The organism is Shewanella psychropiezotolerans, from assembly GCF_007197555.1.
Lineage (GTDB): Bacteria > Pseudomonadota > Gammaproteobacteria > Enterobacterales > Shewanellaceae > Shewanella > Shewanella psychropiezotolerans.
The window spans coordinates 2503160-2519192 of record NZ_CP041614.1 but is presented as its reverse complement, the minus strand read 5'-3'; the positions used below and the strand labels follow the sequence as shown (position 1 = coordinate 2519192).

Genomic DNA, 16033 nt, shown 5'->3' with positions numbered 1-16033 from the left:
TCTTTCCCCTTAGTCTTTACGGAACATTTTCAGCATGCGCTGAGTGACGGTGAAACCACCGGCAATGTTGATTGAGGCGATCAATATCGCAATCCCCGACAATACTAAAACAGCGGTATTGTCACTGTTCATCTGCACCAGAGCACCTACGACTATGATGCCACTAATGGCGTTGGTCACACTCATCAGAGGCGTATGCAGCGAATGGCTCACGTTCCACACCACGTAATAACCCACGACGCAGGAGAGCACAAATACACTGAAGTGCTGAATGAAATCAAGCGGTGCCGAGTTGGCAATCAGGCCAAACAGACCCGCAGCGACAACGGCAAGAGCTGGCTTAACCCATGGGTTTTTAGGCTTAGCTTCAACCACTTCTACTACGGCTTCTTCCTTAGCTTTGGGTTGAACGCTGACTTGGATCACAGGTGGCGGAAAGGTGATTTCCCCTTCCTTCACGGCAGTCAAACCACGGATCACTTCATCGTCAAAATTAATCTCATAGTTACCATCTTTCTCAGGCACCATAATTTTAAGTAAGTTAACTAAGTTAGTACCGTATAGCTGACTGGCTTGAGTCGGTAAACGACGGGAGAGCTCGGTGTAACCGATAATGGTCACATTGTTCACCACTGTTACTTCACCCGGTACCGTCAATTCACAGTTGCCGCCATTGGCCGCTGCGAGATCGACAATCACACTGCCGGGCTTCATCAGGTAGACCATGTCCTCAAGAATAAGCTTGGGAGCCGGCTTACCGGGAATGAGTGCCGTGGTGATAATAATATCGACATCTTTGGCCTGCTGACGGAAGAGCTCCATCTCGGCATCGATAAATGCCTTACTCATGACCTTGGCATAACCGTCACCGGATCCAGACTCCTCTTCGAAATCCAGTTCCAGGAACTCGGCGCCCATGGAATTAATCTGCTCTTTCACCTCGGGACGAGTATCGAAGGCTCGCACTATGGCGCCCATACTTCCCGCGGCGCCTAAGGCTGAAAGTCCGGCAACACCAGCACCGATAATTAAGACTTTTGCCGGCGGCACTTTACCCGCCGCTGTGATTTGTCCGGTGAAGAAACGTCCAAAATGGTTCGCAGCTTCGACAACGGCGCGGTAACCATCGACGTTGGCTAAAGAGCTACGGGCATCGAGGGATTGCGCACGTGAAATACGTGGCACCATATCCATAGCGAGTAGGTTAATGCCTTTAGCCTTGAATTTTTCTAGCAGCTCAGGATTCTGAGCCGGCCATACAAAACTTGCTACTGTCGCACCGGATTTTAATAGATCGGCCTCGTCAACGCCCGTATCACTATTGATAGCCGGTGCATTAACTTTCAGTATGAGATCGGCTTGAAATGCATCTTCAAGGCTAACAATCTCGGCGCCAGCTTCTCGATACGCTTCATCTTTGAAGTTAGCTAGTTCTCCGGCACCGCTTTGTACTACAACACTGAAGCCTAATTTCTTAAGCTGTATCACAGTGGCTGGAGTCGCGGCTACCCGGCTCTCCTGCGCGAGGATCTCCCTTGGTATTCCGATTTTCATAGTGTCTTCCTGGTGGCGATAGTGATGTTTTCTAATGCAGATCCCTAAGATGTAAACTCAGTCACGCAATAGCCATTATTTTTAGTTCGTTTAGGTATAACAAAACAACGCATAGGGTCAAATGCAGCCAGTATCAGACTCAAAAAGCACAATAAGGCGTGTTGCTAATGTTCACAAAACCAATCAACAATACCAAGATATTTGGCTTATGGATCAATAAATTTCAAGAATTGGAGCAGAGGTCAAGTAAATAATGAGGAATCTTTGATGGTACGGGGCTGTCAATCGCAATCGGATATTAGTTATTTACAATAGTTATCAATCTCATCCATATGGAAAGAAGAATTTCAAACGAATTTCCCCTTAGTTGACTACATCTACATCAGGAGGAGTGACATTAGGGCAAAATTGTTTCTATATTAGAACAATGGACAATACAATTTAGTCAGCGTTATCGATAAATCATCCTAAAATATCGCTTCATCCCAATAAATACTCTGTCCAAAGTGGACTGACAGGCGTTTATTGAGATCATTAAAGCCCGGTAATGACTCCTCCTTGCCACTGAGACAGGACCAGACGAAACGATGGCAATTGTTATCAAACAAGTCATATTCCCGATAAGTAAAAATAGCCTGCTCTGCTTTGATTAACGCATCTTCATCCACCAGCGGTCGATGATCATGACTGCAGGCGATATAGATCTTACTGCCTGTGCGTCCGGCTAAGAAACGTTGGGTCGATACAGCGCGGATAAGACCATTGCCATGGAGCTCTATCAAGGTATGATCATCGAGCCAGATCCCTGTGTGCTCTATCACGCCATAGACAAAGCAACAGATAATAGTCCCGGGTAAAGGTTTAACCCGCTTATGGCCCGCCTGCCAAAGACTCGGGTGAAGACCCACGTGCTTATTATTACCCTCGGGAACCGGCACTGTGCCGCTGCGCCTCTTCAGCTCCAACTGATGACGTTTCTCTCTTTCATTGGCCAAAAATACCGCGCCCAGCGCACTACCAACCAGGAGAAGAGGTAAAGCCATAAATAAGCCTCTTAGATAAAAACTTAACTCGAGATTAGTCAGTTAACCTAAAGATGTGAATATGAACTTTGTAAGTATGTTTGTGCGTTATTTAATTGCAAGTAACTCGGCAACCGTTAATGGCTCTCCTTGGCCAATAGCTGCAACCTGAGCAAGCAATAACTCACCACATGCTAAGGCATCGACCAAGGCATTATGAGCGGCGTACACAGGTAAACCATACCGAGTACGACACGCACCTAGCCTCAGGGACCCCTCTTTTAATACATCATGCTTTCTCAGTAAACGTCTGCGCTCAACGGTCAGGGTATCTATCGCGCAAAGCTTAACTGACTCTCCGATTGTTTTACTCATGGCGTTTTGCAGGAAATTGATATCTAAAGGTGCATGATGAGCCACCAGCACCTTACCGAGTGTCTTTTCAAGAAACCAGGATATGGCTTCCTCTATGTCTATCGCATCTTGCAAATGTTTATCTAAGATGCCGTGGATCGCCGCGCTCTGACCCACGCCGCCGTCGACTTTGATGAGCTTCTGCTCCGCCTTATCGAGTAGCAGCAAGTTATTTTCAATGGGAATTAAGCCAATACTGAGAATTTGATCATGATTAGGGTCTAGACCTGTCATTTCCAGATCTAGGGCTATTAACTTAGATTGGCTGACATCTTGGCTTATCACGGCCATTAATTCGCGATGATACTGCCTCATCACTTCCGAGCGACAGCGAAAGGCACGCCAACACAACTGAGATTTGAGCAGCAGAGAGATCACGGCTTAAAAACTCCGGGTAAATTTAAGTTTAATGCCGAGTTGAACATCATGAACCACCTCATTAATCACCTTAAAAACTCCGGCTAAATTTAAGTTTAATGCCGAGTTGAACATCATGAACCACCTCATTAATCACCTTAAAAACTCCGGGTAAATTTAAGTTTAATGCCGGACTGAGCATCATGAACCACCTCATTAATCACCTTAAAAACTCCGGGTAAATTTAAGTTTAATGCCGAGTTGAACATCATGAACCACCTCATTAATCACCTTAAAAACTCCGGCTAAATTTAAGTTTAATGCCGAGTTGAACATCATGAACCACCTCATTAATCACCTTAAAAACTCCGGGTAAATTTAATTTTAATGCCGGACTGAGCATCATGAACCACCTTAAAAGCATCCTTGAGTTGATGGCGCACCAGAGAAGACAGATGCTGGGGCTTGAGATAGTTAGTGATCTCCTGTGAGTGCTTATCTTGATAGCCTTGATTGGATAAGCGCATGTGGGCGATAAACTCATGGGCATCGGCCAGATTGAGGGCATCTTTGCGATTGATGATATTGAGCTCCATCAATTCTCGGATCCTTTTTGCCGTATTTACCTCCTTGATCCCGGCCGACAAGGCATAGACCCGGGCAATGTCATTGATAAGCGCGTTGCCCTTATGTTTCAGATCTATACCCTTGACCTCACGGCCATCACGCTCTAAAACAAACTTCTTGAAAAAGCCCAGGGGCGGCGACTCGGTCAGGGCATTTCCTGCCATACCGGCAAGGAAGATATCATTGCCCTTGGTATTTGCCAGCACGGTATCTTGCAGGTCATTAAATAACGAGCTTGGGCCGTAGACAGGACGCATATCGAAGAAAATGCTGGCGTGCATCAGTGCCTTAGGCTCAGGGGTATTGACCCAAGTTTCAAATTTATGCTGCCACTGCTTCAAAGTGAGGCGCCACTGGGGGTTTTGCGCCATGATCTCCCCGGGGCAATAAACATAACCACACAGATCCAGTCCGGCGCAGACCGATTTCGACAAGGCCTCAAAATAAGCCGCCGCCGCTTCATCGGGTTCATGGGCGAGTAACAGACCATTGTCCTGATCGGAACACGCAGCCTGATCTTGTCGCCCCTGAGAACCGAATGCCAGCCAACAAAAAGCCATGGGAGCTTCGCCCAGTAACTGCTGATTCAGCACGATAAGGCGCCTGGTCAGTGCATCAGTCACCGACGTCAGCACCCGGCCAATCTCTTCGGCTCTGGCATCGGCACTGATCAAGTTTTGCAGCAACAAGGGAATCTGCTTACTCACGCTAATAAGACTTTCAACTGTGTCTTGTCTCTCTATTTCACCGATAAGCAATAAAGGTTGGGAGCTTTGGCCACGTAATATATCTGTGCTGGTGATGATACCAATGGGCTTTCCCTCATCTACGATGGGCAGGTGATGAATACTGTGCTCACTCATAAGCAGCATGGCTTCAAATACCAGGGAGCTTGATGTCAATGTCTTCGGCCGGGTCGTCATCGCCTGATGCACGGGCAGATGCCCGTCTAACCCTTCAGCCAGCACGCGATTTCTCAAGTCTCTGTCGGTCAAGATCCCCACCAGCTGATGATTGTCGATAACCAGCACCGAGGAGACCCGCGCCAAACGCATCTTTTGCGCTGCTTCACCAACCGTAGAATTGCTGTCGATCACCAAAGGATGTTTCGACATCAAGGTGTTTACCCGACTCGTGGTAGCCAATTCTTTTGCCTTAAATCGGCCTTGATGGCGAAGCCGTTTCGCGAAAGCGCGATTGAAGAAACGATCGAAGTGGCGATTTTCACCGCGAAGGTAATTGAACGTATCGGGATCTAAGTGATAAACCAGACCATCTTCTAATATCTGTACCCGATTACTGACCTTTTCACCGGACAGCAGCGAGAGAAAACCAAAATAATCCCCCTCACCGAGTCTGTCGACTAACTCGCCATCATCATCTCGCACCTCAAATGCACCGCTGCGCACGATATAAAGCTGAGGATGGGTTTCATCCAGAGGCACTATCGCCGATGCCTTGCTGTAATAGCCGACGGTTAAACTTTTACAACAACGCTCGAGGGCGGCTGCAGTTAAGGTATCAAACGGCGCTTGGGCCTTAATAAATTGAGATATTGGCTGTAGCTCACTTGCATCCATAGACTGTCACCAGAAAACCGGAAGAGACTGATAACAAAACTATACCCAGTTGAACAAGATAAGGGTATTCGACCAATGGCCACAGTGGGCAATTTTTTAAGAAGAGCTCAATCAGGGTAATTTATAACAGCATTTAATTTAAGAATTTAGCTTCAAGCTGGCTTTTTAAATCCTCTATTGCAGGTGTTAAACGCCGATGTTCAGGCATCTGGCTTATACTGTTTAAACCATATTTATAAGCAGTTTCGGCATCAAGATATTGCTTCAGCTCTTGGTAGATATCTCCTTTCTTAAGTTGCCAACGAGGCAAGCTATTAACGTCATGGGGCAACAGCTCGATAACCCTCAACGCCTCTTCGCGCTTATCTTGTTCAAGATAACTGTCGACTAACAAGTCCACTAGACTGACGATAGGGCCTAACTGATTAACAGCTTCATTAAGCCCCTCGATGACCAAGCCCTCCCCATCATTGTCTATCAGCTCTGCCATATTCGCACGTTCTATATATTGATCTGGGGTGGGCCGCTGTAACAGGCTCATAAAAATATCCATCTCATCGACGGCCGCTCTATAATCATTGAGCTCTATATAAGTGCGCGCCAGATTGAGCCTGGCCGACTTATAACTTGGCTCGAGTTTGATCACCTTAGATAGCAAGTTATAGGCCTCGTCTGGCATTCCGGATTGCAACCTCATTCTTCCCATGTAAAACCAGATATCGATACGCAGGTTGGCATCGTCAGTGCTATCCATGGCGCTTTGAAAATCTTGCCAGGCTAAGCCCCAATGATGATTTTCACTATGAAGCTCGCCACGCTGCAGCAATAGGTGGGCATTATTAGTCTGGGAGGCTAATTGGGCATTCAAATCAGGGGCAAGCAAGTCATTCATATGCTGAACCCGAACATCGAGCTGGGCATGGGCACCCGCAAGCCCTGAACAAAATAGGCTGTAACTGAGACATACGCCAATTAATATCTTCATAACTCTTTTCATCGCTAATATTGCCATCACTTCAGCGTTCATCATTAAGGCACAGTCACAGAGCTTGAGGTCATTACGCCATCAAAGCTATCTGAGCCTCGTTCAATATCTGTCACGGTAAAAAAGAAGATGTCGCCACTCTTTGCCGACTCTTTAGTCAGCTTGAGGATTAAGGTTCCAGCTTCACTTGTTGTCCCTGAATCCGCCAGTTTAGGGCCATCGGCTAAGGTCCATTCGCCGCTCACCAAGGCTTGCGATGCAGTATTACCAGAATCATCTTTCACGCTGATTTGTGCGATAACATCATAAGCTCGCCCTTTTCTCTTAAGAGACAAAGACACACCATCGGCTGTTAACACTGTGGGAGGAGAGATAGTCGTTGTCACCTGGACTTCTGCTGACCAATCCGATTCATACATGTCATCACTTGCCGAAACACTGTAGTAATAGCTGGTATTAAAGCTAATCCCACTGTCTTGATAACTGCTTGTTGATGATTGATCCAAAAGGCTATAGTCATTAGCTGAACTTCCCAAGCGGTAAACGTAGTAATGTGTCGCTTGAGGTACAGGGCTCCAATCAAGTAAGACTTGATTGCCATCGAAACTGCCGGATAATCCCATTGGCGCACTCAGACCATCACCCTGGCCATCACATGGGCTGGCATCTGGGCCAATACAATCACTGGTCTCAAGATTATCACTCTCTTGATAACCGTATCCGGTGAGGCTAACTGAGTTAACCGAGAAGATGAATTGCCCGCTGCTGTTCTTGCTCACATTACTTGAGCCAAAGCTCACCTTACCTCCACTCGTTGTCACCCCAGACACAGATAAGCTAGACAGACCCGACCAAGTGCCTTGAACGCTAGCATTGGCAGCAGGTATGCCCACACTATCTTCCACTAACACCTCGGCCCTTGCCCTGAGCTTTTTCTTGTTAACGGATTCTATCGCCAAGCCAATGTCTTCTATATGAAGTGAAGCAGTCACAGCTTGAGTGGTCACATCCAAGCCGATACTGGGAACTGACTCATTATTGGCACCATCGAACGCGACGACTTTATAAATATAACTTGTCGAAGCCGTTAAGCCGCTGTCATTAAAATTCGTATCAGTCGACGTGGTGAGCATCACATCATCGCGAAAAATTTTATATCCGCTTACAGCCAGATTATCGCTCGCTGCATCCCATGAAATCGACGCGGTATCGGTACCCACAGACATCAACACTAGGTTTTCAACTTGAGTGGGTGGCACAAGATCCCCTTCAGGCTCAGGCATTGAATAGACCAGAGTCAATTTTGGATGAAAACTGCTCGATTCCCTCGAGTAAAAGTCGGCGCCATCGCTGGACGAGGTATTAGCTAAGATTACCCCGTAATTGGTGACCGAGTCATCAAGCCAAGACTGAACCAGTGTAATGCCAGCTTCATTAAAGTTGAGCGTAAACAAGCCTGTCGATGGAGAGATAGTCGCTAAAGCTCCCCAACTGCGATCGCCAAGCCCTTGAGCACCAGCAAGCTGCCAAGACTGAGCTGTGGCATATTGATCCCAAGAAACCTCACCTTCAACCCAAGCTCTGCTAAGCGGGTAAACCTCATATTGACTTGAAGATGGATTAAAAACCTCCAAGGTTATGGCCACAGACTCGATAATTGCATCGGAGGAGATCTGGCTTATATCCCAGCTAAGCAGGCTCGAAAGATCGACACCGGCCCCATCGTCACCGTCGATATAGAGATTGGTGTTCGCACCATAGTTAGTCGTTATATTGAGCTCACTAATATAAGCATCACGGGTGCCACTGTAGCTGAGTTCAGGGCTGACACCATCCTGAAACTCTATGGTGATCAGGTTGATATAGGTAAATTCCTGCTGAGTATTGGCGGCAATAGTATTAAGAGAGATGTCTTGAATGCCATTGATGGTCAAGGTGTAGACTTGTGATGGCACCAGCGCTGATGTGATCAGAGTCACTTGACGCTGATTGGCACTTAATTGCGCCGATATAACACTCGCCCCCTTATCCAGTAGGTAATGGGACATATCTGTCGCACTGGCTTGGGTTAGGTTTTCGGAGAAATTCAGTTTCACTGTCATAGAGTCCATCGCCTGAATTGACGTCACTGTCGGCGGTAGGACATCCGGCCCCTTCGTCAGGGTAAACTCATCTTGAATGGCATTAGTATTGTCAATAAAGGTGGCCGTCAGCTCATTATTCATAACCTCTAAAATAACCGAGCCAAGCAGATTGATCGAAGCGTACATGGCAGGATGATTGAGCGCCCCTCCTGAAATTTTACCCGAGCTGCCCGCAACCAGATACACGGCGCCATTGTTGGCTTGCTGGATCTGAGCCATTTTTTGATAACTGCCATCACCCGCTTTATTGCCATCACCCGCGTCTAGCTGCATCGCTTCTGTGAAGCTAGACGAATGACCATAGTGACTGTCGATAAGGTATGAACGCTCATAGGAATGACTGTGTCCCGATAGCACCAGGTCGACGCCATATGATTCCAAAATTGGCAGTGCATTTTCCCGCATCTCGATTAAACGGCTTTCTGAGTCAGAATCATGAGAGCCTTTGGTATATGGCGGGTGATGCCAGTAAGCGACTATCCAGGGCTGACTGGTGGCTTCTAAGTCATTAACTAACCAGGTCAACATGGCGCCGCTAGCGGATCTGTTGGTCTCATATGACTCTAAACAGACAAAGTGAATTTGACCATAATCGAACGAGTAATAGGCCTCGGTGCCCGACGGTACACCGCCCGCCTCACCGTTTGTTGGCAAGGTAAAAATATCATAGTAGGGCCCTTGCTGGCTTGCAGAGTCGGCAGTGGCACCATCGTGATTGCCAAGGGTTGACCAGAGCGGAGATTGCTTTAACAATTCAGGATAAATATCGAACACTGCCACCTGATACTCACTGTCTGTGCCCGTCGAGTAGGCGTTATCCCCCAGCATGATCCACAGATCCGTATAACTGCTGCCTGTGCGGGCCTTATAGGCATCCCGCACGGCTCTGGCATTGCTATTGGCCGTACCTGAATCGCCGATGATCCACACCCGAGTCAGCTCTGTGTTACCGACACTTGGCGAGGTAAAGAAAAAATGTGTGCTGTCGCCACCGGTAAGCACGCCGCCTTGATTATCGAGGACGGCATAATAGTAGCGAGTATTGGGCGCGAGTCCATTGAGAGTGACGCTGTGATCGGTTTCATCTAGACCCGTGGCGTTACCAGCTAAATTACTGAGTTCGGTGCCATATTTGACAGCCGATGGCCCGGTGACATCCGTCCTCCACTTTACCGTCATGCTGTGTTCTGTGCCTAGCTGAAGGTAAGGGCCTCGGGTTAGCGTCTCTGCCATCACAGCAGATGTGAGACTGGTCAGCAGTAAACAGAGGCATATTAGGCCGTTAGCGAAATACCTGTTCACAATAGCCGAAGCAGACAAAAATAAGCCAAACATACCACACCACCAAATCTTGCAGGCTTGTAGCTGTTACTTTCAACTATAAGCAGGAGCAAGCACCATGAGCAATGTGGTAAGTATATGCCTTAATACCAGGCACTGCCTGAGGTTGCGGGGGTTTTAAAACCCGAAACAATCAGATGAGCACGAGGAACTTGAGCAATAAGACGGGGTTATTTGCTGAAGAGTAAAAATAAAAAAGAGCGAAATCGATTTCACTCTTTTCTGTCACTGCCTAGTCTTTTCAAATTAGTTTTTTTCAAAAAGAGACTAGATCTTAGTGTAACTAATGTTTCAGATTAGCCGCCTTATTGATATTGATATCGCCGTGAAAAACCGTGCCTAAGATAGCGATGTCTTTGATCGCCATGGGATCTATTTTAAGCGGGCTGGATTTCAATATAGTGAAGTTAGCCGCCTTACCCTCTTCGATTGAACCTATCTTGGCCTCCAGGTTTAACGTTCTCGCCGCTGTGATGGTAATTGCCTTCATCGCCGTGTATGCATCTATACGTTGATCTTGAGATACCTTGCGATTGTTAGCTGTCACTCGATTTACCGCGGTCCAGGCTAATGTCAGCGGCTCAACCGGAGCCATGGCAAAGTCTGAATGGAAAGACACAGGTATATCTCTATCGACTAACTTTTTCACCGCAACCAGAGAGTCGGCACGCTCGGGGCCGAGTCCATCAGTCGCATACTTATCCGCTAACGCCCATAGATAGAAAGGATTAACCGAAGCTTCCATGCCCAGACTCTTCATCTCATCGGCTTGTTTATCGGTGAAATAGCCCATGTGATGTAAGGTGAAACGATGATCCTTTCTCGGGTAGGCTTGCTGATCCAGCTTGTTAAAGTCCAATACCTGTTGGATACCTAAGTCACCGTTGGAATGGACATGAATTTTATAATTGTTATTCCAACACATGTTTTGGATTAACTTGTTTCATCCATTATTTAAACAAAAAAAGAGCGCCTAAGCGCTCTGTTCATTTATGTCGATACCAGATGTAGATACCTGAGTCAGATAAACATCTAACTAGTGATCTTGCGCCTCACCCGCTCCTTTAGGGAAACGGATAGACTCGACCATACTCACCACCTCTGCAGGTACCGCTGTTGTTACCTTACTTACAGCAAAGGCCACGGCGAAGTTAATCATCATGCCTAGCATACCGATACCTTCAGGAGATATACCCAGGAACCAATGCTCTGCATTGTTGATCTCAGGGTTTATGAACTTGAAGAATGCGATATAGCCTACAGTAAATAGCAGACCGACCACCATACCTGAGATTGCGCCTTCCTTGTTCATGGTCTTAGAGAAGATACCCATGATGATTGCAGGGAAGAGTGACGATGCGGCGAGTCCAAAGGCGATGGCCACCACAGCTGCGACAAATCCGGGAGGATTGATGCCGAAGTAACCCGCCATCACAATACCCAGCGCCGCCGCAATACGGGCAAACATCAACTCCTTCTTATCTGAGATATGTGGCATCAGGTTCTTCTTGAGTAAATCATGAGATACCGATGTCGAGATAACCAACAAGAGACCCGCTGATGTCGAGAGTGCAGCCGCTAAGCCACCCGCAGCAACAAGCGCGATAACCCAAGCTGGTAAGTTAGCAATTTCAGGTGTCGCGAGAACCATGATGTCTCGGTCAATCTTCATCTCATTCTCAGCACCCTTGGCATAATAGATCTTGCCATCTTGGTTCTTATCATCCCACTCAATCAGACCTGTCTTTTCCCAGTTCTTAATCCACTCGGGAGCCGTTTCATAAGCAACACCGGTAGACTCAGGACCGTTAATGGTTTCAATCATGTTCACACGAGAGAACGCCGCGAGTGCAGGAATGGTCGTGTACATAATGGCGATGAAAACAAGCGCCCAACCCGCTGATACTCGTGCATCTTTCACTCTAGGTACGGTAAAGAAGCGCACAATCACATGTGGAAGACCCGCAGTACCAAACATCAGGGCGCCGGTAATGAAGAACACATCGATCATGCTCTTAGAACCTTCGGTATATTGCCCAAATCCGAGTTCTGTGGATAATCCATCGAGTTTATCTAACAGATACACCCCTGTGCCATTACCCGCGGCATCGATAAGCTCAGCGCCGAAACCAATTTGAGGAATGATATGACCCGTCATCATCACAGAGATAAAGATAGCCGGCACCATAAAGGCGAAGATAAGTACACAGTATTGCGCAACCTGAGTGTAGGTAATGCCTTTCATACCACCGAGTACGGCGTAGAAGAAGACCACCGCCATACCTATGTAGACGCCAGTTTCAACTTCGACCTCTAAGAAGCGGGAGAACACCACGCCCACACCGCGCATTTGACCCGCGATATAGGTAAAACAGATGAAGATGGCACAGATAACCGCAACGGTACGTGCGGTCTGTGAGTAGAAACGGTCACCGATAAAATCAGGTACGGTAAATTTACCGAACTTTCTCAGGTAAGGGGCAATACACAATGCCAGCAGCACGTAACCACCCGTCCAACCCATCAGATACACTGAGCCGTCATAGCCAGTAAATGACACTATACCCGCGAGGGAGATAAATGAGGCTGCCGACATCCAATCTGCCGCCGTTGCCATGCCGTTCATTACCGGGTGAACACCACCACCTGCAACATAAAATTCTTTTGTCGAACCGGCTCTCGCCCAGATCGCAATTCCGATATAAAGGGCAAATGTTGTGCCCACAATCAAATAAGTTAACGTTTGTACGTCCATCTCATGACTCCTTATCTAGGTTCGGTTCATTAGTCTTCGTGAACATTGTATTTTTTGTCTAATGCATTGGCTTTCGCCACATAGACAAAAATTAACGCGACGAACACATACATGGCACCTTGTTGTGCAAACCAGAATCCCAACTTGAATCCCATAAAATGAATTTCATTCAGTACATCTACCAGTAAAATGCCGCATCCAAAAGATACTGCAGCCCATATAGCTAATAATTTAAGTACCAGGCGTAAATTCTCGCGCCAATATCCCTCTGCCTTGTCGTTGCTTTCAAAACTCATAGCGACTCCCCTGTGCTGATTTGTTATTTAAAGTCACAGTTAATCTATCAAGGCAGAGCACAACAACAATCGCGACCTTAGTCTAACGCTAACGGCAACCCATCAAGGGTTAACAGTTAAAGAAGTTAAAAAACAGATAGATAGGAGTTTACGCGCGCGTAAACCAGGTGTCATTTCAAGGCTAAACCTTAGACTAAGGTAGGAGAGTTTTTGTTTGAAATTTTGTAGCGCGTCGTGTAGCGCGTCGCTTGGTTTGGGAATTCGTTTCGGATGGTTTGGGAAATGCAGTCAGCTAAAAATCAGATAAATCCACAAAATCTAACGATTTATCAATTCGGATCGTTTGGGAAAAAGATTGTAGCGATAGCACATGGCGAGATGTTGAAAGGAGAGAACTTACTTTCAACATGCCCTACGGGCGTTCAAATCTAGTTTTTGGATAGATTTAAACCCTCTTTAAATCAAGTTTAATCCCTCGTGTTGATTCCGCTTAAAGTGATCACTCTAAGTCTTTTTTGCCCCAAAGTTAGCTAGAACAATTGCTTTTTAGTAAGCCTCTATCTTGCGTTTCCAATATCAAAGTTTATGCGAACTCACTACTCTTCGGTCCACGCTATGGCACTTACTTTTAGTAATAAAGCCAATTCTTACTTAACAAGGTTGACTGCGTTTGGCTGTGATTATGTACAGTTATAATTGAATTTGAGGTTTATTGAATGAAAATATGTTTTGTCGCATCGATATCTCTGAATCATGATTTTATCTTCATTAATATCAATAGGTTGATGATTAATGAGGAGGGTTATGTAAACATATAAAGCAAGCACGCCTCTTTCTATCGGGATAGTTTTAAGTAATCATCTGGACGATAGTCAAAAAATCCATTTGCAGCAATGAGTTAGAGGTGGTAGCTTTGCTGGATTAATCGAGCAGCTGCGAACATTATCATGCCGCTATTGAATGAGACGTTAATGGTATCGAATATGAGTCAGGTATTTTCGAAATGTCATATTTTTAATTTCAGCGAATCGTATGCCTATGCAGATAAAGTACGGAAGGCTATTTTCGAAGACCTTTATGCTATTGAACCAATAGACGTAGCGAGCGATTTGGAAAACCAAATAGCCAAACCGAAAAAATGGACTCTCTTACATGACTACATTGACTATGTTGTTCGTGATGATTTGAACTTCTACTTCCGGGGAGGAGGTTGGGATTACGATGATGTACTGCCGATCATTTCTATGTTGGATTCACATAGAATCCAACATCTAACTTTGGAACAGTATATCGAAGGTTGGTGTCGAGATGATGATACTGGCGAAACAATATCCGTTACGGAAGAGCTCATAGAAAAATATAAATATCAGTATGCATCAGAGTATTTAGAAGATATTGCTTTAGAAAACCTTCCTTCTTTGATTGTGACTGAAGTTTTCACGTTACTTTTCGCTGACCGTGAAGCAATGAAAGCTTTCAATTTAAAGGTTGCTGAGGGGCTAGGAGTCAGAACTCCTAGATGTACTTATTGGCCGAAATGGTTAGAACGAGCTCTATTCTGTAGAGAAAAAGGGCTTTGCGCGATATGTAAGACAGACTTGACATCGTTGCATCATGTAAATGGCAAACTTGCTATTGATCATATAGTTCCAATCGCTCTAGATGGGGTAAACGATCCAACTAATTTACAAATACTTTGCGAAAGCTGTAACGGAAAGAAAAGTGGCTCACAGGTTGTGACATCAAACGCATTACCTGTGTTCTGGTAACTCATTTAACAAGTGCAAACACTCGGATTAATTTTCCGTTTCGCTCCAAATTACCAGATGTTGCGGGCGTTAAGAGGAAGGAGACTATCAAGTAATGGCAAATTTAGCTAATAGATGGGCAGGCCGATTGTACGGCACTAACACAGGAAATGTTTTTCTCGATTTAGTTCAAAAAGACCAAAATGTATCAGGTTGTTTAAGGATAATGGACTCTATCTTTGGTGTATCAATATATGAATACACTGGAACATTTGATGAAGATATTATTCTTAACTGCACTCCATCGCAAGCAATTGAAGGTATTAAAATAGGTGATGTAAAAATCAGAGGACGGTTAACAGCTAAAGGTAATATTAAAGGCGATTGGGAGTCAACAATTGGCACAGCTGGTACCTTCGAGATTTATCCTCATGACATAACTTCAGTCGATCCAGGCGCTGGCGCAAGAGAAATCAACCCCGAGCAAATCTATAACAAAACCATACAGCTAGGTTCGGTGAGGCTTTTCAAAGACGATGTCGTACAGCTGGTGAGCTTCATCAAAAAGGATTTTACTAGCGGAAAGGTAATTGTAACCTACGCGCAACGCGGCAGTGACCTTACTAAGTATGCTGATGATTTTTTCGCTCAGTTAGATGGTATTGAGCAGTTAAATTATCTAAAACTTGTTATCCAAGAGCCTGAAGCATATGGCATTAATAGGATTATCGTAATTGAACTCGTCGCTAATGGGATTAGCGAAATACGAGTATCCGGCATCAATGAGTCATGGGTACTAGGGAAAGCCGAGTCAACTCTTCAAACACTAAAACCAAAACAAAACTCGCTAGTCACCACCTACAGAAAATATAGCCTTAATTTTAATGGGGTAATATTCTTTGCGATGTTAATAGCAATCCCCGATATTGTGGACTGGGAAAGCAGGGCTATATTCGTAGTTACAGTATTTTTATTGCTTAACTTCCTGCTATTTATCCACAACAAATTCATACCGAATACAACTATTTACCTTGAGCAAGCGAAACCCAGTTTCTTCAAGCGTGCTTGGCCAAGTATTTTGTCTTGGGTTATTGCCGCTAGTAGTTCAGTAGTCGCAGCTTATATTTTCTCCATATTAAGGAGCTGAGGCTTTTAACAAGAGCAGTAAAAGCCACCGATAGCGTTACCGTATATGTGATTTCCATACATT

Annotated in this window: 11 protein-coding genes; 2 read left to right on the top strand and 9 right to left on the bottom strand. The window is 45.6% G+C overall.

The features are described 5' to 3' along the window. Nucleotides 1–9: 9 nt before the first annotated feature. The 9 genes from FM037_RS11200 to FM037_RS11160 form a co-directional block, all read right to left on the bottom strand. Entirely contained in the window at nt 10–1554 is a 1545-nt protein-coding gene (locus FM037_RS11200; protein ID WP_144046067.1) for a Re/Si-specific NAD(P)(+) transhydrogenase subunit alpha, read from the bottom strand. Nucleotides 1555–2021: 467 nt separating this feature from the next. Then, the gene (locus FM037_RS11195; protein WP_144046066.1) at nt 2022–2597 is read right to left on the bottom strand and encodes a hypothetical protein; all 576 of its coding nucleotides are present in this window, start codon (nt 2595–2597) and stop codon (nt 2022–2024) included. Between the two features lie 87 nt (nt 2598–2684). Next, nucleotides 2685–3368: an exonuclease domain-containing protein gene (locus tag FM037_RS11190; protein WP_144046065.1), complete on the bottom strand. Its 684-nt coding sequence runs from the start codon at nt 3366–3368 to the stop codon at nt 2685–2687. Between the two features lie 338 nt (nt 3369–3706). Further along, the gene (locus FM037_RS11185) at nt 3707–5554 is read right to left on the bottom strand and encodes a DUF294 nucleotidyltransferase-like domain-containing protein (protein WP_144046064.1); all 1848 of its coding nucleotides are present in this window, start codon (nt 5552–5554) and stop codon (nt 3707–3709) included. Between the two features lie 133 nt (nt 5555–5687). Next, a complete protein-coding gene (locus FM037_RS11180) occupies nt 5688–6539 on the bottom strand; it encodes a tetratricopeptide repeat protein (RefSeq protein ID WP_144046063.1) in 852 nt (283 codons plus the stop codon). 44 nt (nt 6540–6583) lie between these two features. Continuing rightward, nucleotides 6584–10018 (bottom strand): DNRLRE domain-containing protein, encoded by a 3435-nt coding sequence (locus FM037_RS11175; protein WP_144046062.1) that lies wholly within the window; start codon nt 10016–10018, stop codon nt 6584–6586. 289 nt (nt 10019–10307) lie between these two features. Next, nucleotides 10308–10949, bottom strand: coding sequence for an amidohydrolase family protein (locus FM037_RS11170; RefSeq protein WP_227993405.1), 642 nt, complete (start codon nt 10947–10949; stop codon nt 10308–10310). A 111-nt stretch (nt 10950–11060) separates the two neighbouring features. Continuing rightward, complete coding sequence (locus tag FM037_RS11165) at nt 11061–12779, bottom strand: sodium:solute symporter family protein (protein ID WP_144046061.1); 1719 nt, start codon at nt 12777–12779, stop codon at nt 11061–11063. A 29-nt stretch (nt 12780–12808) separates the two neighbouring features. Further along, nucleotides 12809–13075 (bottom strand): DUF4212 domain-containing protein, encoded by a 267-nt coding sequence (locus FM037_RS11160; RefSeq protein ID WP_005502042.1) that lies wholly within the window; start codon nt 13073–13075, stop codon nt 12809–12811. A 983-nt stretch (nt 13076–14058) separates the two neighbouring features. On the opposite strand from FM037_RS11160, the gene FM037_RS11155 reads away from it, so the two are divergent. Both FM037_RS11155 and FM037_RS11150 read left to right on the top strand, forming a co-directional pair. Next, nucleotides 14059–14844, top strand: a complete 786-nt coding sequence (locus FM037_RS11155; protein ID WP_185977012.1) for an HNH endonuclease — start codon at nt 14059–14061, stop codon at nt 14842–14844. Between the two features lie 94 nt (nt 14845–14938). Further along, on the top strand, nt 14939–15970 hold the full coding sequence (locus FM037_RS11150) for a hypothetical protein (RefSeq protein WP_144046059.1): 1032 nt from the start codon (nt 14939–14941) through the stop codon (nt 15968–15970). The last annotated feature ends 63 nt before the right edge of the window (nt 15971–16033 follow it).